This is a genomic window from Caballeronia sp. A2-2 (assembly GCF_057612605.2).
The window spans coordinates 369735-388544 of sequence record NZ_CM173618.1; the positions used below are offsets into that span (position 1 = coordinate 369735).

The 18810-nt window shown below is 56.9% G+C and carries 17 protein-coding genes and 1 pseudogene; 5 read left to right on the forward strand and 13 right to left on the reverse strand.

What is annotated here, in order from left to right; genetic code table 11:
* Positions 1–45: 45 nt before the first annotated feature.
* Positions 46–522, forward strand: coding sequence for an EthD domain-containing protein (locus ACZCWR_RS25255; protein ID WP_487305766.1), 477 nt, complete (start codon positions 46–48; stop codon positions 520–522).
* A gap of 263 nt (positions 523–785) precedes the next feature.
* Here the strand turns inward: ACZCWR_RS25255 and ACZCWR_RS25260 are convergent, their stop codons facing one another.
* Positions 786–1571: an SDR family NAD(P)-dependent oxidoreductase gene (locus ACZCWR_RS25260; protein ID WP_487305767.1), complete on the reverse strand. Its 786-nt coding sequence runs from the start codon at positions 1569–1571 to the stop codon at positions 786–788.
* Positions 1572–1773: 202 nt separating this feature from the next.
* Here ACZCWR_RS25260 and ACZCWR_RS25265 point away from each other — a divergent pair, with 202 nt between their 5' ends.
* The gene (locus tag ACZCWR_RS25265) at positions 1774–2106 is read left to right on the forward strand and encodes a hypothetical protein (RefSeq protein WP_487305768.1); all 333 of its coding nucleotides are present in this window, start codon (positions 1774–1776) and stop codon (positions 2104–2106) included.
* A gap of 443 nt (positions 2107–2549) precedes the next feature.
* On the opposite strand, the gene ACZCWR_RS25270 is transcribed toward ACZCWR_RS25265, so the two are convergent.
* A complete protein-coding gene (locus tag ACZCWR_RS25270; protein WP_488876518.1) occupies positions 2550–3473 on the reverse strand; it encodes a D-2-hydroxyacid dehydrogenase family protein in 924 nt (307 codons plus the stop codon).
* 254 nt (positions 3474–3727) lie between these two features.
* Between ACZCWR_RS25270 and ACZCWR_RS25275 the strand changes: the two genes are divergently transcribed.
* Positions 3728–5317, forward strand: a complete 1590-nt coding sequence (locus tag ACZCWR_RS25275; protein ID WP_487305770.1) for a putative bifunctional diguanylate cyclase/phosphodiesterase — start codon at positions 3728–3730, stop codon at positions 5315–5317.
* Positions 5318–5576: 259 nt separating this feature from the next.
* On the opposite strand, the gene ACZCWR_RS25280 is transcribed toward ACZCWR_RS25275, so the two are convergent.
* The 9 genes and pseudogenes from ACZCWR_RS25280 to ACZCWR_RS25320 all read right to left on the reverse strand — a co-directional run bounded on the left by ACZCWR_RS25280 (position 5577) and on the right by ACZCWR_RS25320 (position 13847).
* A complete protein-coding gene (locus ACZCWR_RS25280) occupies positions 5577–7241 on the reverse strand; it encodes a hydantoinase B/oxoprolinase family protein (RefSeq protein WP_487305771.1) in 1665 nt (554 codons plus the stop codon).
* Between the two features lie 23 nt (positions 7242–7264).
* Positions 7265–7582 (reverse strand): hypothetical protein, encoded by a 318-nt coding sequence (locus ACZCWR_RS25285; protein WP_488876519.1) that lies wholly within the window; start codon positions 7580–7582, stop codon positions 7265–7267.
* A gap of 15 nt (positions 7583–7597) precedes the next feature.
* The gene (locus ACZCWR_RS25290; protein ID WP_488876520.1) at positions 7598–9355 is read right to left on the reverse strand and encodes a hydantoinase/oxoprolinase family protein; all 1758 of its coding nucleotides are present in this window, start codon (positions 9353–9355) and stop codon (positions 7598–7600) included.
* Between the two features lie 77 nt (positions 9356–9432).
* On the reverse strand, positions 9433–10140 hold the full coding sequence (locus tag ACZCWR_RS25295; RefSeq protein WP_487305772.1) for an ABC transporter ATP-binding protein: 708 nt from the start codon (positions 10138–10140) through the stop codon (positions 9433–9435).
* Positions 10118–10888, reverse strand: coding sequence for an ABC transporter ATP-binding protein (locus ACZCWR_RS25300; RefSeq protein ID WP_487305773.1), 771 nt, complete (start codon positions 10886–10888; stop codon positions 10118–10120). The genes ACZCWR_RS25295 and ACZCWR_RS25300 overlap by 23 nt, the downstream gene beginning before the upstream one ends.
* Positions 10888–11862: a branched-chain amino acid ABC transporter permease gene (locus ACZCWR_RS25305; RefSeq protein ID WP_487305774.1), complete on the reverse strand. Its 975-nt coding sequence runs from the start codon at positions 11860–11862 to the stop codon at positions 10888–10890. The genes ACZCWR_RS25300 and ACZCWR_RS25305 overlap by 1 nt, the downstream gene beginning before the upstream one ends.
* Positions 11859–12734, reverse strand: a pseudogene (locus ACZCWR_RS25310) (branched-chain amino acid ABC transporter permease). The gene ACZCWR_RS25305 and the pseudogene ACZCWR_RS25310 overlap by 4 nt, the downstream one beginning before the upstream one ends.
* Before the next feature lie 42 nt (positions 12735–12776).
* Positions 12777–13016, reverse strand: a complete 240-nt coding sequence (locus ACZCWR_RS25315; protein ID WP_487305775.1) for a hypothetical protein — start codon at positions 13014–13016, stop codon at positions 12777–12779.
* Positions 13017–13193: 177 nt separating this feature from the next.
* Entirely contained in the window at positions 13194–13847 is a 654-nt protein-coding gene (locus ACZCWR_RS25320) for an ABC transporter substrate-binding protein (protein WP_487305776.1), read from the reverse strand.
* Between the two features lie 224 nt (positions 13848–14071).
* On the opposite strand from ACZCWR_RS25320, the gene ACZCWR_RS25325 reads away from it, so the two are divergent.
* Entirely contained in the window at positions 14072–14872 is an 801-nt protein-coding gene (locus ACZCWR_RS25325; protein WP_487305777.1) for an IclR family transcriptional regulator, read from the forward strand.
* A gap of 388 nt (positions 14873–15260) precedes the next feature.
* Here ACZCWR_RS25325 and ACZCWR_RS25330 read toward each other — a convergent pair whose 3' ends face one another.
* Both ACZCWR_RS25330 and ACZCWR_RS25335 read right to left on the reverse strand, forming a co-directional pair.
* Positions 15261–16727 (reverse strand): YncE family protein, encoded by a 1467-nt coding sequence (locus tag ACZCWR_RS25330; protein ID WP_487305778.1) that lies wholly within the window; start codon positions 16725–16727, stop codon positions 15261–15263.
* The gene (locus ACZCWR_RS25335) at positions 16724–17218 is read right to left on the reverse strand and encodes a DUF305 domain-containing protein (RefSeq protein WP_487305779.1); all 495 of its coding nucleotides are present in this window, start codon (positions 17216–17218) and stop codon (positions 16724–16726) included. Before ACZCWR_RS25335 ends, ACZCWR_RS25330 begins: the two co-directional genes overlap by 4 nt.
* Positions 17219–17839: 621 nt before the next feature.
* Between ACZCWR_RS25335 and ACZCWR_RS25340 the strand changes: the two genes are divergently transcribed.
* Entirely contained in the window at positions 17840–18808 is a 969-nt protein-coding gene (locus tag ACZCWR_RS25340; protein ID WP_488876521.1) for a PDR/VanB family oxidoreductase, read from the forward strand.
* The last annotated feature ends 2 nt before the right edge of the window (positions 18809–18810 follow it).

Here is an 18810-nt window from a genome sequence, read left to right on the forward strand (position 1 = left end):
CGTGTCGACGGATATCGGCGCTTCTCAAATGATAGAGAACCAATCATGGATACATCAGGCATGGATATCGGTCGACGCATCGCATTGCAAGGAGCGGCGGTCAGTCTCGCGGGGCTCGCAACTGGCGCGAGTAGCATGGCGCTTCCCGGTCAAGCGTTTGCTGATGACGAAATTAAGGGAAGGGTTCCACAACTAAAGTTCGTTACTCTTCTGGCGCGAAAAGAAGGAGTTAGCCGGGAGCAATTTCTGAAGGCGTGGCTTATTGACCATGTGGAACTATCACGCTCCTGTCCAGGAATCAACCGCTACGTCCTTACTGTAGTCGACTCTGTGAGCAAACGTCCAGGTATGCCAGCATTTGATATCGAGATGGACGGCTTTGCCGAGCTTTACTTCGCAGATGAAGCAGCCTTCCAAGTCTATAACTCGGCTCCAGAGACAAAGACGCTACGCGCGCAGGGCGAAACGTTCATTGGGCGGCAACTGAACTTCGTCACACATGAGAAGGTAGCCATTGGTTGAAAGTAGCAGCGTCCCCGGGATCACATATCTATCTGGCCCTCGACCGGTTCTGTGCATCAAACGGACGCAATAACTGTTCGATGCTGCCCTCTCGCTCCTGCGTGGGCACCCCCGCGCCAGCAGTTTTCGGTGCGCATGCTTGGCTGCAATGTCCATAACGAGCATGTGCTGCCCTTCTTCGGTCTGCCGCGGCACAAGGCGTCTAAGTATTCTTTGCCCGCGAGATGTGGCGGTCGAAGTCTATCCAACTGTCTGAACCGACTTCAGGCGAGGCAACGACCTCCGTCGATAGTGATCACCTGTCCGGTCATAAATTGGGGCACATCGGCGGCGACCCAAACCACAGCATCGGCAATCTCGCCGGGCTGACCAAGGCGGTTAAGAGGAATCTGCGGAAGATAGCGTGCCATCGCTTCGTCCCAGCTCTCATTTGGGCGCAGGAATTTTCCGAACATCGGCGTAGCCAGCGAGCCAGGAGCAATCGCGTTGACCAGAATTCCGTCCGACGCCAACTCCAATGCAAGGGTATGCGTTAAAGAATTCGCCGCAGCCTTGGCTGCGCAGTAAGCGCTCATACCGGGGCGTGCGCGCAGGCCAGACACCGATGTAACATTGACGATCCGCCCGGCACCGCGAATGCGCATCCCCGGAGAGACAGCAGCACTGAGGTTAACAATTCCTGCAACGTTGACATCAAAGATGCGCTGCCACTCCTCCAGTTCGACGGCTTCGAAGGGAAGATTCGTCTGTGGTGAGCCGGCGTTGTTGATGAGCGCGTCGATTCGGCCGTAGACGTCTTCAATTTGCGCCACGGCGGTTGCGACCGTGCGCCGGTCTCGAACATCGACTGCGCAAGCACGGGCCGATTCGCCACGCGGGTCTAGACGCCGCGCCATTTCTCCGGCCATAACATGGTTGAGGTCCAACAGCATCACCGCGAATCCTTTTCGATGTAGCCGCAACGCGGTCTCCGCGCCGACACCGCTAACCGCCCCAGTTACAACCGTCGATCGAATGCCGAATCGAGCGGAGCTAGTGCCAGCGACCAAGGACTATATTCGTGCGTTACGGGAGGAAACAAGAAAAGTCGGTGCAGTACTCATTGTTGACGAGGTCATCTCATTTCGTCTCAGTTATGGAGTAGCACAGCCGCTATGGGATATTGAGGCGAACCTGATCACATTCGGAAAGGTGATCAGCAGCGGTTTCCCGTCGTAGCTATCGGCGGAAGACGCGACGTAATGGAAGTCTTTGACCCGGCGCAAGGCAAGCCTGCATTATTGCAGGGTCACATTTTCGGAAAACCCGATTTCTAAGCTTGCTGACATCGCTGCGCTCCAGTTGCTCACCAGCGAATCATTCAATGTCATTGGGGACCGGATACGTGTTGGGGACAACGCCTCCTTTGAGAAGCGCGGCGTCGAGGGAACGGCTGTAGGGTTGGGCTCCCTTCTGAAGATTTATTTCACGCCGCGCAAGGTCGTCGACTACCGCAGCGCTTTGCGCTGCCTGACGATGCGAGTGCTTAAGTCGATTCAGCCTTGGCCTACTAAATCGCGGTGTTTTTTTTGGGCTATGGACTAATGGCACTATGTACGCCCATGACCGACATGGACATCAAGCTTATCATTTGCGCCGCGGACGAAGCCATTGGCGATGTTGCGATGATGCGCTAGTTCGTCTTGCTTACGTTTTAAAGCATGGCTACCGACACATCGCAGCTTGTACCGTCAAGCGATTAATTTGCGCGGACCGAGCATCAGATGGTGGCAAGCTGGGCATGGCGGCTCTCGTCGAAACGGCGTTTCTGAGCTCGAGGGTTGCAAAGCATGGCGTCCGGTAAATGCCGCCGTGTCAGCGTGTGGTTGCGGGACCGACAACAAAAGCCAACCGAACGGAGGGATCAACTGGATCGACAACCCCCGTTTAAAAGCTTGGTTGACGCACAGATTTGTTTTAACCCGGCCGTCTACGCCGTGGGTTGCAGACGGCCCGGATTCTGAGCTTACAGGACACAAAGCATATAGCTATGCGTTGCGTGCCTTGATCCATTCGACGATGTTGCGCACGGTATCCGCATAGAACGTGCGATACAGCTCTTCCGTAACGTAACCGATATGCGGAGTCGCAAGCAAATTCGGCAGCGAGCGCAATGGATCCTCGGCGGCTAGCGGTTCCACGTCGTACACATCCAGGGCGGCGCCTGTAATCCGTTCTGACGTAAGTGCATCGATCAACGCATCCCGATCAACAATTGGCCCGCGCGATGTATTCACAAGCCTCGCCGTCTGTTTCATAAGCGCGAACTCCGGCGCGCCTACCAGGTGTTTCGTTCGATCCGATAATCGAAGGTGAATCGACACGATGTCCGCAGTGCGAAAAAGCGTTTCCTTATCAACCCGCTGCACGCCTTTTTCTTGCGCTCGACTCTCCGTCAGGTTCTGACTCCACGCGATCACGTTCATTTGAAAAGCGCGACCAATCGCCGCGACAGCCGAACCAATATGACCTAACCCCAACAGTCCAAGCGTTTTTCCGGAGAGCTCAGAGCCAAGTCCTACCTGCCATCCACCGCTTTGTAACGAACGATTTTCCAGAGGAATGTTACGCATTGTTGCCAGAATGAGCGCCCATGTGAATTCAATAGTGGGCGTCGACGCGTAACCTGTGTGCTTGACCTCTATGCCACCTTCCTTGGCTGCGTCGAGATCGATGGATGCATTCGCTGGACCCGTTGACACAATCAACTTGAGATTCGGCAAATGTTCGATGATGTCCCGTGGCAGCGGTGTGCGCTCGCGCATGACGCAGATGACCTCAAAGGGCTCAAGACGCTTGACTAAAGCGCTACGTTCCGAAATATGATCATTGAAGACTGTGATTGTGTAGCGCCCCTCAAGCGGTGCCCAGTCTGCAAGCTTGAATGCGACGTCTTGATAGTCGTCGAGCACAGCGATCCGAATTGAATTGGTAGTAGCTTTGAAAGACATAGTGGATGATTTTGTTACGGGCGAAACGCTAGTGTGACCTAAAGTTTGGCTTAGCGCTGGGCGCCCTCTTCGAATCCTGCTGTTCTTTCGTTTCGCCTTCGCTGTTCGCAAATTCGGAACGCAGCAGGCATTCAATTTTTCGGCTCGCTGCCGTAAACGTCGGTATGCATTCTGCTCAACGTTATCCGTTTTGCTGAGCAAGACGAAAACTCCTTATGGCTTCTCCAAAAGCTCTTCGAAACAAAGAATTTATCATGCGCCACAAGCTTGCGCTCCAAGACAGCATCTTGATCTTAATCAGCGTACTCGTGGCAGCCTACACGTTGTTGCAAGTGCAGGTTTTTACGCCACCTGGCAGTGTCCTGGCTCCCAACACGATCGAGGCCAGCGAGGTACCACTGCTCGGAATAGTGCTGTGCGTTGGGATGTTGTTTTTTTCGTGGCGGCGGATGCGAGCTCTCAAGCGAGAGATAGCCGCTCGGACGAAGGCGCAGGAGGCTCTTCGAGAAATGGCCTTTCAAGATGCGTTGACCGCACTCCCGAATCGCCGCAGTCTGCTCAACAAACTCTCCACCGTCGTCCGATCACCGCCTTCGGCAGGCGCAACTCATGCCGTGCTTTTGCTAGATCTGAACGGATTCAAGAGGATCAACGACGTCTTCGGTCACGCCGCCGGTGACGAAGCCTTGATAATAATAGCTCAGCGGCTTCTCGCTGCCATGCGTGACGATGATCTCGTTGCCCGGCTAGGCGGTGATGAATTTGCGTTCGTTGCCACGCAAATGCCTAATAGTGAGAAGGCGGCGGGACTCGCGCTACGCCTCCTCCAAAGCATTGAAAAGCCGTTGATGGTGGGCGGCGCCGAGCATTCCTTGAGCGCCGGGATAGGCGTGTGCTTGCTCCCGTTCGAAGGATGCACTCCCGATGAAGCTTTGAGACGTGCAGATTTGGCTCTCTACAAGGCAAAGGGAATGAAAAAAGGCACTATCCGTTTCTTTGATGATGCCATGGACAACCAGATACACGAACGCGATCGAATGGAGCGGGAATTCAGGCGTGCAATCGCAACGCACTCGATCAAACCCTACTTCCAGCCGCTAGTGAGCTTGCAGACCAACAAAATTATCGGTTTCGAGGCACTTGCTCGTTGGCATCATGAGTCTTTTGGGGACGTCCCGCCCGAGCGGTTTATCGCGATTGCTGAAGATTTGGGGCTGATCGGCGAACTCACTGATCAGCTGCTGCGCGAGGCGTGTGATGCTGCGGTGAAGTGGCCCGAAGCAATCACTTTGGCTTTCAATCTATCGCCAGCAGAGCTTCATAATGAAAGGCGGGCGCACACGATACTCGAAATACTGGCGGAAACCGGTCTCAAACCGTCTCGGCTTGAGATCGAGATCACTGAAAGTGCGATGGTTCGCGATCTTGAGCTCGCCAGAACCGTGCTTGGGGCGCTTCGAAGCGCGGGCGTACGCATTGCACTCGACGACTTCGGTACCGGCTACTCCAGCCTTTATCATCTGCGAAATTTCAAGGTTGATAGCATCAAGATCGATAGAAGCTTCATCCACACCATGCGGGAAAAAGAGTGCGCCGAGATCGTCGCGGCAATGATTGGGCTAGGAACCGGCTTAGGTCTTGCAGTGACCGCCGAGGGCATCGAACAACCTTTGGAGGAAGAAGCTCTCGTCGCGTTAGGGTGTAAGCAAGGTCAAGGTTTCCTGTTCAGTCAGGCAGTGTTAGCGGAAACAACCCTATCGATGCTGAACGAAGAAGCCATCAGAGAGATGTGCGCCTCTTCCTAAAATTGACTCGCGATGGGCGGCGATGCGCCCAGCCGCTTATCTTGAAGGTGAGAATGATTGCAGCGGTATGTAGTACACCGTTCGTATCCCACATCCTTTCACGCGCGCGTTGGACCGGACGCGGCTCCCAACTCTCTTGCCTGCATGATTTACTCAGCAGATTCACCCAGTCTGGATTGGTAGCGCGCCCAATGCGCGCAGAAAGACTGCTCAGTGCGTGGATGTTGCAGAACGCGATGGAGAACGATCTTGGCGGCGTCTACGCGCCGAACAATTCTTCGGCGAGATGTTGCGTGTAATAACCAAGTGCGATGTCCGCATTCACAAGTTCCCGCGGCCGCTCACGCGGGTCACCGCCCCCCCCACCCGGCGTGAAAACTTCGACGATATCGCCCGCTTTCAGCACGATCCCCTGATCCTTGCTAACGTGCGCCGGCTCATACGACTCACCATCGCGATAGATTACGATGCGCGTCTTCCCGCCATCCTTGCCGCCGAGCGCCCCTGGTGGCTCTAACTTACCGTGATCCATCACCATAGATGCCGTTGCTGTACCACGCAGCAATCGCAAGCGGAAGTGGATACCCATGCCGCCGCGGGAAGCGCCTGCACCGCCTGAGCCCTCATGAATAGCATATTGCTCAAAAAGAATTGGATAGTTTTGCTCTAGGATTTCGACAGGTTGCGACTTCGAAATACCGATCGTCGAGCAGCCGTTGGTCAGCCCGTCACCTTCGAAATAGCCACCGTAACCGCCACCTGAGATTGCATACATCACGTACGAACGGTTGCGCTCGGTGTCGTGTCCGCCAATGGCAAGATTCGCGGTTGTGCCTGCGGGCGCCGCGAAAAGCAGCTCTGGCAGCGCATCGACAAGTGCATGAAACACCGCTTCCGCGATGCGCTGGCTTACCTCTGCAGCGCAACCGGAAACCGGTCGCGGATACTTGGCGTCAAGGAATGTCCCGACCGGATCAAGCACCTCAATCGGCACGAACGTGCCCGCGTTGATAGGCACCTCGGAAAAAAGGTGTTTCATCGCCAGATACACAGACGCCTTGGTCGTCGCGAGTACGCTATTCATCGGCCCTTGACATGGGGCACTCGAGTTCGACATGTCGAACGTAAGCGAATCGTTCTTTTTGGTGACCATAAGGTCGATTAACAGTGGTTCGTCGACGACGCCGTCTGAATCCAAATGTGAGCGACCATGATAAATGCCGTCCGGTATCTGGCGGATGCAGTCGCGCATCTGCGCTTCGGAACGGTCGTTTAGCGCGGCGATCGCTGTTTCAATCGTGTCGCGACCGTAGCGGTCCAGCATCTGCGTGAGCCGTTCTGCGCCGATCGTCAGCGCCGCTGCCTGCGCCTTGATATCGCCGATACGCTGTTCGGAAATGCGGATGTTGGACATGATGATCGCCATCAGTTCCTCATCGAGCCGCCCCTTTTTGAAAAGCTTAACGGGCGGCAGACGCGCCCCTTCCTGCTCGATCTCGGTTGCATGGGCGGAAAACCCGCCCGGCACCATGCCGCCGATATCGGGCCAATGCCCCGTATTCGCTAGCCACGCGAACAGTTCGCCGCGATAGAAAAACGGCATCGTAAAGCGGACATCCATCAGATGCGTGCCACCCATATACGGGTCGTTGATCACAAATATGTCGCCTTCAGACAGATCCTTCGCGCGTTTAATGACTTCATGAGTCGAGAATTGCATTGTGCCGACGAAGATCGGCAGACCAAAATCGCCTTGGGCAATCAAGCGCCCAGTAGATCTGTCGTATATGCCATTCGACCGGTCCTGTGATTCGGAGATGACCGGGGAGAACGCAGCGCGGCAAAACGCAAGGTCCATTTCATTACAGACCTGTTGCAGACCATTTTGAATGACGCTAAGGGTGACTGGATCGATGGTCGTCATAGGAATTTCCTTGTCACTTGTCATTACGTGAGATGCACGATGAGGTTGCCTGCGGAATCGAGAGTCGCGGTGTTGCCAGGTTCGAGTACGGTCGTCGAGTCGAGTTGTTCAACAATTGCTGGTCCGCTGAACGCTCCCGCCGGAAGACGCTCACGCCGGTATATCGGCGTGACTTGCCAGCCATCTTGCTCGAACCACACACGGCGCGTGTCGATGCGCGCATCAGCAACTGACCTACTCGGTTCTGACTGAGTGAGCGTGCCGAGATCGGGAACGTGCCGCTTGGCGATGATGCTGGTGTTGAGTGTCACCAAGACCGGGCGTAGCTCGGAAAGGCTCACCTTGAATCGCTGCCACTAGGTTTTTTCGAACGCGGCCGCTAATGCCGCGCGAGTTGCTTGTTCGCGCGGAATATCGACGACAAGCAGATGGCTCTGCCCTTGAAACTGCATTTCAGCTGTATGGCGCAGTTCGATCTCTGTTACCGCGATGCCACTGGTCTCGATGCGTCGGTGGCCTTCCGCGGTTTGCTGTTCGAGGCTGGCGGCGAGATCAGCATCATCGATTGCGCTCAGCGGCTTGTTGAACGATTGCACAAGATCGTGACGCAGATCGGCAACCAGACAGCCAAGCGCATTTGTTAAGCCGGGGCGCACCGGAATTAGCACGGTGGGAATTCCAAGTTCGCGCGCAAGAGCGGTGGCATGCAGCGGACCCGCTCCGCCAAAGCCGAACAACGCAAAGTCGCGCGGATCGTATCCGCGCGCGAGGCTCACGAGGCGCATCGCATTTGCCATGTTCTGGTTGCCCACGCGCAGAATTGCCGCCGCCGCTCCGTGAACGTCGAGGCCGAGCGGATCAGCGATTTCCTTACGAATGCATTCAGCGACAAATTCCATCGACACGCGGTTCACGACGCTCAGCAAACTGTCCGGGTTCATACGTCCGAGGATCAGATTCGCATCGGTAATAGTCGGCGATGTACCGCCGCGTCCATAACAGATCGGACCCGGCATAGAGCCGGCACTTTCCGGCCCAACTTTGAGAATACCGCCGGCATTGACACGCGCGATTGAACCGCCGCCCGCGCCCACCGTATGCACATCAACCATTGGCACGTGAATCGGCATCGCATATTCAAGTTCTAGCTCGCTCGACACCTTCGGAACTCCGTCTTCTATTAAGGCGACGTCCGAAGACGTGCCGCCCATGTCGTAGGTGATTAGATTTGGAAAGCCACAGACACGTGAAACATGCGCTGCCGCCATCACGCCCGAGGCGGGGCCGGACATCACCGTATTGACGGCTGTCTGGCTGACCGCACGCGCGGGAACGGTGCCGCCGTTGCCCTGCATCACCAACAGGTCCGTTCCAAAACCTGCATGTTGCAGTTCATCCTGCAAGCGCCGCACATAGCGATCCAAGATCGGCTGCACCGAAGCGTTGACCGCGCCCGCCGTACCACGCTCGTATTCGCGGAACTCCGCGGTGATCCGATGCCCGGCGGTCACATACTTGTTTGGCCAGTGTTCGGCGGCTAGTTCGAGCGCGCGCTGCTCGTGAGATGGATTCGCATAAGCATGCAGAAAGTGAATAAGAAGTGATTCTGCGCCTTGTCGCGAGAGTCGCATCATCGCATCGATAAACTGCCCTTCGTCGAGCGGCGTCACGATATTGCCCTGCGCATCGCAGCGTTCGTCGACTTCGATGCGCAGATTGCGCGCAATCAGCGGCACGAAATTCCCGCGCAGTCCATATGCCGTCGGGCGTGTGCGGCGGCCGAGTTCGAGCACGTCGCGGAAGCCGCGCGTGGTTATCAAGCCGACTTTGGCCAACTTACGTTCGAGTACGGCATTAGTCGTAGTCGTCGTCCCGTGCACGATGCTGCTGATCTCGCTCAGCGCGACTCCGGTCTGACCCAGCGCCTGCAACACGCCCCGCGCCTGATTATCGAGGGTGCTCGGGACTTTGGCGAGTCTCACCTCGCCCGTGTTGTCGTCGATCAGCACGAGATCGGTGAAAGTGCCGCCTACATCGATTCCGACCGTAGTCGTCATTACCGTTACTCCAAGATAGCGCCTGCCATGCGGCGGCTGTCGAAATGAACCGTTCACGCGCGTGACTACCCATCGACCCTGCGCGCACATGATCGCTGCGGTGTGACTGAGGAAATGCAACTTCCTTCGCGCGGCTATTTGCCGAGATACGCCTCGCGGATGCGTGGATTGCTCGCCAGTTCCATCGACGAACCGGCGATCGCCACGCTGCCGTTTTCGAGCGCATAGGCACGGGCGGCAACCTTCAGCGCGAGCACCGTGTTCTGTTCGACAATCACCATGCTCAAACCCTTACGATTTATTGCGCCGATGCGCGCGTAGACGTCCTCGGCCAGACGAGGCGCCAGACCGAGCGACGGCTCGTCGAGCAGAAGGAGGCGCGGCCGCGACATTAGCGCGCGGCCGATGGCGACCATTTGCTGCTCGCCGCCCGACAGCGACCAGCCAAGTTGCGCGCGACGCTCGGCCAGACGTAGAAACAAATCGTGCACCCAGGCGAGGTCCTCGGCAAGTTCCGCCCTGCTCGAGTGCCGGGCGGTCGCGCCGACCAGCAGGTTTTCCAGCACAGTCAGACCCGAGAAGATTCGGCGCCCCTCCGGCACGTGAGCGATACCGAGCCGCACACGCGCCTCTGGTGTGCAACTGCGGAGATCGGCACCTTGATAGTTGATCTCTCCACCCCTCAGGGCAATTAGTCCGGAGATGGCGCGTAGAAGCGTGGTCTTGCCTGCCCCGTTGGCCCCGATCAACGCGATTGCCTCGCCTTCGCGCACCTCAATGTCGACACCTCGCAGGGCGGTGATGTCGCCGTAGGCGACCTTAATCTGACTGCACTTCAACATGTTCGTATCCAGTTCCCAAATACGCCTCCAACACGCGTGGATCGCGCTGGATCTCGGTCGGCGTGCCCTCGGCGAGTTTTTGCCCGAAGTTCAGCACCACAATGCGTTCGGCTAGCCGCATCACCATGCCCACGTTGTGTTCGATGAGTACGATGGTGAGCCCGTGATCGGCGCGCGACTGCCTCAGACGCGTCATCAACGCTTCAACTTCGCCGAGGTTCAGCCCTGCTGCCGGTTCGTCGAGCAGCAGCAGCCGCGGATGGCCGGCCAGCACCTTCGCCATTTCAATTAACCGGCGATTGCCGTACGACAGCGAGTCAACGCTGCGCATCGCCAACGGTGCCAAGCCAAAGCGCTCGAGCATCAGAATCGCTGCTTCCCGGTAGGCTGATTCCGTTCGTGGGCGCGAAGTCTCTTTGGCCGGCACGGGCGCGATCGCCGCGCCGAGCATTACGTTTTCCAGCACGCTGAGGCGACGAAACAATTTGCCGTTTTGGAATATGCGACCGATGCCGCCGCGTACAATGACATCTGGGCGGTTACCGGTGATGTCATGGCCGTCAAAGAAAACCCTACCGGCGCTTGCCTTATAAAGACCGGTGAGCGCATTGAGCAGCGTGCTTTTCCCTGCGCCGTTCGGTCCGATGACCGCCAACAGCTCGCCCGCATCGATCGAAAGATTCACGTCAGCAAGTGCCTTCAATCCGCCAAAAGTAACGCTCAGCCCACGCGCTTCGAGTATCGGCATCACTTCTCCTCCGCAATCGGATCGAGCTGTGGCACGCGCGGACGCCCAAAAATCGTTAAACGAGCGAGACTCACGAGTCCGTCCGGCAACACGACCAGTACGAGTAGTCCGAAGATAAGCAGATAAGCGTTACCGGTACCGCGTAGCATTTCGGGCAACAGCGTTACACCGACCGCGCCTATCACTGCGCCGATGATTGATCCCGCACCGCCAACCACGAGCATCGACAAATACAGAATCGACTGCACGTACGAGAAGTCGTCAGGCGAGACGAAGCGGTTGTGCATCGCGAACAGGCAGCCAGAGACACCCGCAAAGGCGCCGCCGATTGCAAAAGCGGCAGCCTTCGCGCGGGTGATTGCGATGCCGCTCATGGCTGCGGCCATCTCGTCGTCGTTCACAGCAATCATGCTGCGGCCAAGATGGCTCAGGCGGATCCTTCGGGTTACGAGGCACAGCACCGCCAATACAATCGTCGAAAGCAGGTAAAGCCTCGCGTCGCTGTCAAAGACGAATGTTCTAAGCGACGGCGACGGAATCCCAGCAATACCATCGGAGCCGCCAGTAAGTTTGGTCAGGTTGGAAACGACGATGCCGAAGCTCACGTTTAGGCCGAGCGTCGCGAGAGCGAGATAGTGACCTTTGAGCCGCAGTAGCACGATGCCTACCGCGTACGCGAACCCACCGCACACGATCACGCCAACAAGGCTTGCAACCCACGGGCTCCAAGCCGCTTTGGTCGTTAAAATCGCTACGACGTAAGCACCGATTCCAACGAAAGCCGCCTGACCGAGCGAGATGAGATCCGCGTAGCCAAACACTAGGTTGAGCCCGAGCACACCAATCGCTGCGATCGAAGCCATGCAAAGTAGGCGCACCAGGTAGTCAGAGCAGAACGCCGACAGCGCCAGCGCAACCACGAAAGAGAGCACGCCCCCGATCTGCACCGCCGAAAGTTTTCGCAATCCATTCATCCGCGATCTCCGATCCTTTCACCGAATATGCCCTGCGGGCGCAGCAGCAGGAATGCGATCATCACACCAAACGCAAGTAGGTCTTTGTAGGTCGATGTCAGATACGAAGCGCCGAGAATCTCAACAAGCCCGACAAATACACCGCCGAGAATGGCACCCTGCACGCTGCCGAATCCGCCAATCACAGTTGCCGCAAACGCTTTGAGCGCGACCGGCTGGCCCATATTGACGTCGGCAAACCACATCGGACCGACAAGCAATCCCGCGAAGGCCGCGCAGACGGCCGCGAGCACCCACGTGACAATCAGTGTCAGTGTGACCGGTAGACCTATTAGGCGTGCTGCCTCGCTGTCCTGCGCAATCGCGCGCATCGAACGACCGATGCTCGTGCGATACATCAGCGCATAAAGCCCAGCAATTAAGATCGCGGTTATGACGATCGTGGCAAGCGCATGAACGCTGATAGCTGCGCCGCCCAAGGACAAAGAACTTTCGCCGAACGGGGACGGTAGACGTACCGGCCATGGTCCCCACACCAGCAACGCCGCGTTCTGCATCACGATACCGGCCGCCACCGTACCGATAATGACTCAGACGATCGGCCTCTTTTTTAATGGAAGATGCACGCCAGAGAAAAAGAGCACCCCAAACACCGCCATACCGATAGCCGCGGCAAGAGAGCCGAGCCCAATCGGAATACCAGCCTGAACGATTGCCGCGACGCCGAGGAACGTGCCGAGCATGACGAACTGTCCCGCGGCAAAGTTCACGACACCAGTCGCCGAATAGACGATCACGAAGCCGAGTGCCGCGAGCGCATACACGCTGCCGAGCGCGACCCCGTTCACTATGAGTTGCAGGAGCTGTTGCATGTTCTTGGCTTTCCGGGCGCAATTTCAAGGGTTGACAGGGCGTCATTGCGCGTTGATCTGCTGGATCAACTGCATGTCCTTCGTACCCGGCGTGAATTTAACGACGGAAACGTCGTGTGCGCCGTTGCCTGCCGCATCGAACGAATACGTGTGCGCGATGCCCTTGAAATCCTTCAGAGTGCGCAGATAGTCGCGAACTCTCGTCGGATCGGTGCCGACTTCGCGCATTGCTTGCGCCATAATCATCGCGGTCGTAATACGCGGCGGCGTACGGATCGGCATCGACGCCATATGTCGATTTGAAGCGCTTTAGGAATACCTGCGCGTTTGGCCGCGACCCCAGCACCGCGTCAACAACGCCGTACACGCCTTGTAGATCATTCTCGGAAATCAGCTGCATTGCCGCCGGGACGAACGCTGCCGACGACGAGACCACCGGTTGTTTTATGCCAAGCGCCTTCATCTGATGCAGTAGCAGTGCGCGTCCTGTGGGTACACGATCATCAGAATCGAGTCAGCGCCCTTATTTTTAAGCGACAGGATCTGCGTCGACATATCTTTGTCGTTCTGTCCGTACGCCTCGGTGCCGACTACCTTCACGCCTACATTCGCGAAGGTTTTCTCTGCCGCTTTTGCACCGCCTTGGCCAAAGTCGTTCTGGATGTACAGGATGCCTGGTTTCGTTGAATGCAACTGTTCGTGCGCGTAGCGCGCCATCGCCTGAGCTGTTAAACCGTCGCTTGGACGGATGCGAAACATCCACGGGTTTTTCTGTTCAGCGACGATGTCAGCGCCGCCCGCGTACATCGCCGGGCGCTGTGCTTTGATTACTTCCGAACTCACCGCGACGTTCTGCGTGCTGTAGCTCGTCAAGAATAGGAAGTCCGGCCTAGCTTCTTGCACGACTTTAATAAACGCGTTGATCGCTGTGCCGTTAGAGGCTTGCGCATCTTGAAAATTTAGACTCACCTTGCGGCCCTTTATGCCCCCGCCGGCGTTGATGTCCTCTTCGGCAAGCTTGAGCGCATCGACATAGCCCTTGCCGGTCAACGACAAAGACCCGGTCATCGGCGCCGTCACGCCGACGGGGATCTGTTGCCAGAGTGCATCCACTGAAGCACTCAACGTAGTGGCGACAACTAGCGCGCAAGCCAGTGGTGTCGGAAAAGCGCATTGAAAAACTCTGATCACGTCGGGCTCCAAAGACTGACACAAAACCGCTTGCAAAGTTTTGATTTTCGAAATATAGTTTCGATTTATGAGTTATCTGGTGTAGCCGATTTAGTCTTGTCAAGCTACGTAAGCCCCTGTTTGCGCCAATAACCACAAGGATCGATATGGCAGGGCTGGAAGATGCACCTCCGCTGGAGCGCTACGTACGTATCCTTGAACTACTGGCTGGGTTCCCTAACGGCCTTTCGCTCTCTGAGATCGCCGCGATGCTCAGATTGCCGAAACCCACTGGACATCGACTGCTCAAATCAATGCTCGAAAGTCGGCTCGTTGAAATGCGCAAAGGCGGTGCTACAAGCTACAAGCTCGGCGGACGCATGCGCCGTCTGATCTTTGCGACAGCTGAGGACGGCTGGCTCGACTCGCTGGTGCGCACGGATCTACGCAGTCTTGTGCAGGAGACGGGCGAGACCGCCTATGTGACTAAATTAGAGAACGGTGTAGTCCGGTCGATCCTGACCGAGGCGCCGGATACACCGTGGCGTGGTTATGTGTTGCCTGGCAGCGAAATGCATGTGCATTCCGCGGCAACTGCGAAGGCGATCGCTGCATATCAAAGTGAAGAAACGCTTGGGCTGCTGTTTGCTCAGCCGCTGACCCAGATCACCAGCAAGACAAAGACCGATCCCAAGGAAGTTCGCGAGGAGCTTGCTCTCGTGCGCGAGCGCGGCTATGCGACATGCTTGGGCGAGATCGACGAGGGACTAGCTGCTGTGGGGGTGCCGCTCATGCTCGGTGACGGAGAGGTGATTTTCAGTCTTGGCATCACTGGACCGTACGGGCGAGTGCTCCAACAAGGCATCGAGCCAATCGCCAAGATCATGATGCGGTATGCGACAAACATGTCGTCGTCGATCGCAATTGGCGTAGAGAAGCAGCCGAAGAGATCGCAGTCTCAGCGTTGAGAAGCAACGAAACAGCCAACCGGAACTCCAACCCGCCGGACCCAACGGCCTGCCAATTCTTGATGACTGACTGATTGAAAAGCGGGTCGCACTGGTGCGAAGCCGATCCAACGCGCCATCAGCTTCCCTCTCGAAAACCGCAACCAGGTGAGTTATAGCAACCTTTGCATTACGTGTCAGCAGGTCTGCGTTTGAAAGGGAGTCCTCGCTCACCCCCGCGGTCGTAGGGGCGGCTTGGCCCATTTCCTAATCAACGGTGATGGGGTTTCGGGGCGGCCTCCTCGCACGGCATCGGTCACGTCTCGCGCCGCTCCCTTAGGGCACAAACAACAGCGGTCCGGGCTGTCCCATCCACAAAGCCGCTGACGCCCGGACGTTTTCGTTACGATCACAAGGCTTGAACCTGTACTGCCTTGCTAGGCTTGCCATCGACTTGAGGCGCTATTACAAGGTAGCGACGCGTGCTTGGTCGCTCTGGATCATTAACGGAGACCACCTGTCGAATCTGGCCGATAGCATTGACGATCGCGGATCCGGCCGGGTTCGTCGTGAAGTTTGCGAGGCTTTCGATGTTACCGCTACCGTCGGGCGTGTCTGCAAGGCCGAGCACGTACGGCTGCTTGGGACTCAAGCCCGTCACCGACGCCTGCAATACCTCGAGAAGGCCTTGATTGAAAAGCGACACGCTCGTCGGAGCGTTGTGCTCACCATGCGTTTTGTCTCCAACTGCGGACAACGTCAAGTGTGTCGTGTCGCCCGCAACACCTAATGGCTGAAGATTGCTCATGCCATCGCCATCCGGAACCGCGTTCGGCACATGCGGCGCCTGCCCAATGGGCACCTGACCGATGACCGTATTTTTCATTGTGTCGATCGCTGCCATAGCATCGGCGTTTTCTAAGCCAACATAGACTCGGCTTCCGTCACCCGACGGCCAGATGCCATGCGGCAACTTGCCGACCGGTATCGTTGCGACTAGCTCATACGTGTCGGTTCGGAACACCTTCACTTCGTTTAGTCCGCCGACCGTCACATACGCAAACATCCCGTTTGCGTTCTTGACAATGTTCACGTGATTGGTAATCGGTCCCGTATCGAGGGTCTTCAGCAAGGTGAAAGGCGGAAGTGCATCGAAGACCTGTGTCTTGCCTACATCTTTAAGCGTGAACCATACCTGCTTGCCGTCCGGTGTAGCGGCGATGTTTGGGCAGAATGGGCTGTCCTGCTTTACCTTGCCCACGATCTTGTGATCGGCTACCGAGATGACATCCGTCTCCGGGTTGAAGGACGAACAAACGTATCCGTACTTCCCATCAGGCGAGAAAATTTGCATACCCGGCCCGGCGGGGACAGTAATCCGTGTCTTTTCTTCATAGGTCGAACCATCGAACACGGACACATAATTTTCACCGCGCACCGTGACCCATACCTCCTTGCCGTCTGGGGTGAAGAAGGCTTCATGAGGCGAGCGCCCAACATAGGTGACGTGCTTGACCGCGTTGGTCGCCGTGTCGATAAACGAGACCGAGTTAGATCCGATCGAAACTACGGCGATTGTCTTGTGATCCGGCGAGAACCCCATGCCGTGCACGAGCACCTGGCCGCGGTAAAGCGGGCTAAAGTTCATCGGTGACGGGTCGCCCAAACGAATAACGCCTAACAGGCGATTGTCGGCGGGATCGGTCACGGAGACCGTGTTCGAGAACTGCTCGGCGGCGTAGACGCGATCGTAGTGGGTCACCGGGATATCCGGCGCGCTATCCGCGCCAGGAGCCTGGCCAGCGAACGCCATGGACGCGGCAGCCCATGCGACTGCACCCAGGATAAGCTTCGGTCGCAACGTAAGTGACTTCATTGATTTCCCTTGGGAGTTGATGAATGCGAGGGCGTATGGGTATGCATGGGCATCGAGTCTTGCTTCGCAGCCGGACTAATTTGGTCTGGCGCCGGCGCTGGGGGTGGCAAGGCCGTGCCCAACGCAAGATGCATTGCCGCAATCTCTTGCTGCTGCTCGACAATGATCTCCTGCGCTATCCGTCGCAATTGCTCGTTCTTGCCATACCGAAGTTCAGCTTGAGCCATCTCGATGGCACCGGAGTGATGTGGAATCATCATGCGCACAAAGTCCTGGTCTACGTCTCCTGAAGGCGAGATGTCCATGCCCTCCATCATCCGTGCCATCGCCTCGTCGTTCAGTTTCATAAATTCGCTGTCTACTGACCGCCCGGCTGCAAGCTCCGGTTCAGCCGAGTACGAGACGCTTACAACAGCGCAAGAGAGCAGCGCGACCGCGAATAACGCTGCGCCCCGTATCGGTCGTCGTGAACTCATCATCGGTTCCTCCATGATTGCCTCTTTGCGCGGCAAACAGCGCCGCCTTCCGTTTTATTCCAGACCGAGGCAAATTTTCATGCTTGGGCCGCTTCCATTGTCAGATTCGGTCCATGGAGCATCTCAAACCTAATACGGAGCAGCGACGAACCGACTTCCGCGAAGGGACCTGTATCGCCTGGTCTGCCCGGAATGGCGACAGTCGAGCGGGGCGCACATATAGGAGACGGCGGCTGTGAGCCATATGTGCGTTTGCGAGTGGAGACCGTCAAGCCATCTGTAACCGGCATCTCGCAAGTCCGCGGACAAGCCGCGCAGCGGGTAAAGCGCCGTGAAGGCCTTCGATGCGGGCATTAAGCGAGGTAAGTGTCCCGTTACGCCACCTGCCGCTCCGACGGCGGTGTGGACCGAACAGTAAGGAACGATTCTAGTGTGGCAACCGCGCTGGCAGTTGCCCTCGGAAGCTGACGTCGCCAAGTCGCATGGGGTAACAAGAATAAACGGATCAGACGGGCTATCGAGCCAAACTGACACCTGATCCCATAAGCAGCAGTCGTGAATCGATGAAGATTTCGCGATGGGACGACTCGTCGCGCGCATCTATGATGGGACTTATTTTTACGGTCTATCAAAGCTATGTTGCCTCCCATTGGACCCTCGATCGATGTGCGTGTGCATGAAGTCCGAGTTGAATCGGAGTGCATTCGCTCGTTCGATCTGCGACCGGTTGTTAATGCCCCTTTGCCGCGCTTTGACGCAGGCGCCCACATTAACTTACTGTTGCCCAACGGACTAACACGGAGTTATTCACTTTTGAACTCGACGTGGGAACAGCATCGGTATGTAATTGCTGTGAATCTGGATAACGCATCGCGCGGCGGTTCAAAGTACCTGCATGAGCATCTGAAGGCGGGCGATGCGTTGAAAATCGATGCCCCACGCAATAACTTCCCGCTCAACGAGAGCGCCGACTTGAGCTTTCTAGTCGCCGGTGGAATTGGCATCACACCCCTCCTATCAATGGCGAGGAGGCTGAACGAAATTGGGCGTAATTGGCATCTTCACTACTTTGCCCGCTCGCGCCAACGCGCGGCGTATCTCGATGCCTTGGAAAGACTTGCCGAAGACGAATGCGGGCTTGTCCATTTTCATTTCGATGCTGAGCCAAGCACGCGGATGTCACTTGATGAATGCATCAACCAGGCTCCACGCGACGCCCATTTATACGCCTGTGGTCCGTCAGCGATGCTTGACGTCTTCCTCGAGAGGTGCTCTGGGCGTGCAAAAGAACATGTACACGTTGAACGCTTTTCTGCGGAAAGTGCACCGGACACTTCTGGGGGCTTCAAGGTGCACTTGGTTCGGTCTGGCAAGACCGTGACGGTGACGAGCGGGCAAACGATCCTTGATGCACTGCTCGATAATGGGATAAACGTGGCGCACGCATGCAAGGAAGGAGTTTGCGGGAGTTGCGAAACCCGAGTCGTCGAAGGCATACCCGAGCATCGCGACAGCGTGCTAAGTGAGAGCGAGCGAGCCGCGAACCGCTCAATGATGATTTGCTGTTCTGGGTGCAAGGGTGCGTCGCTTTCTCTTGACCTGTAGCA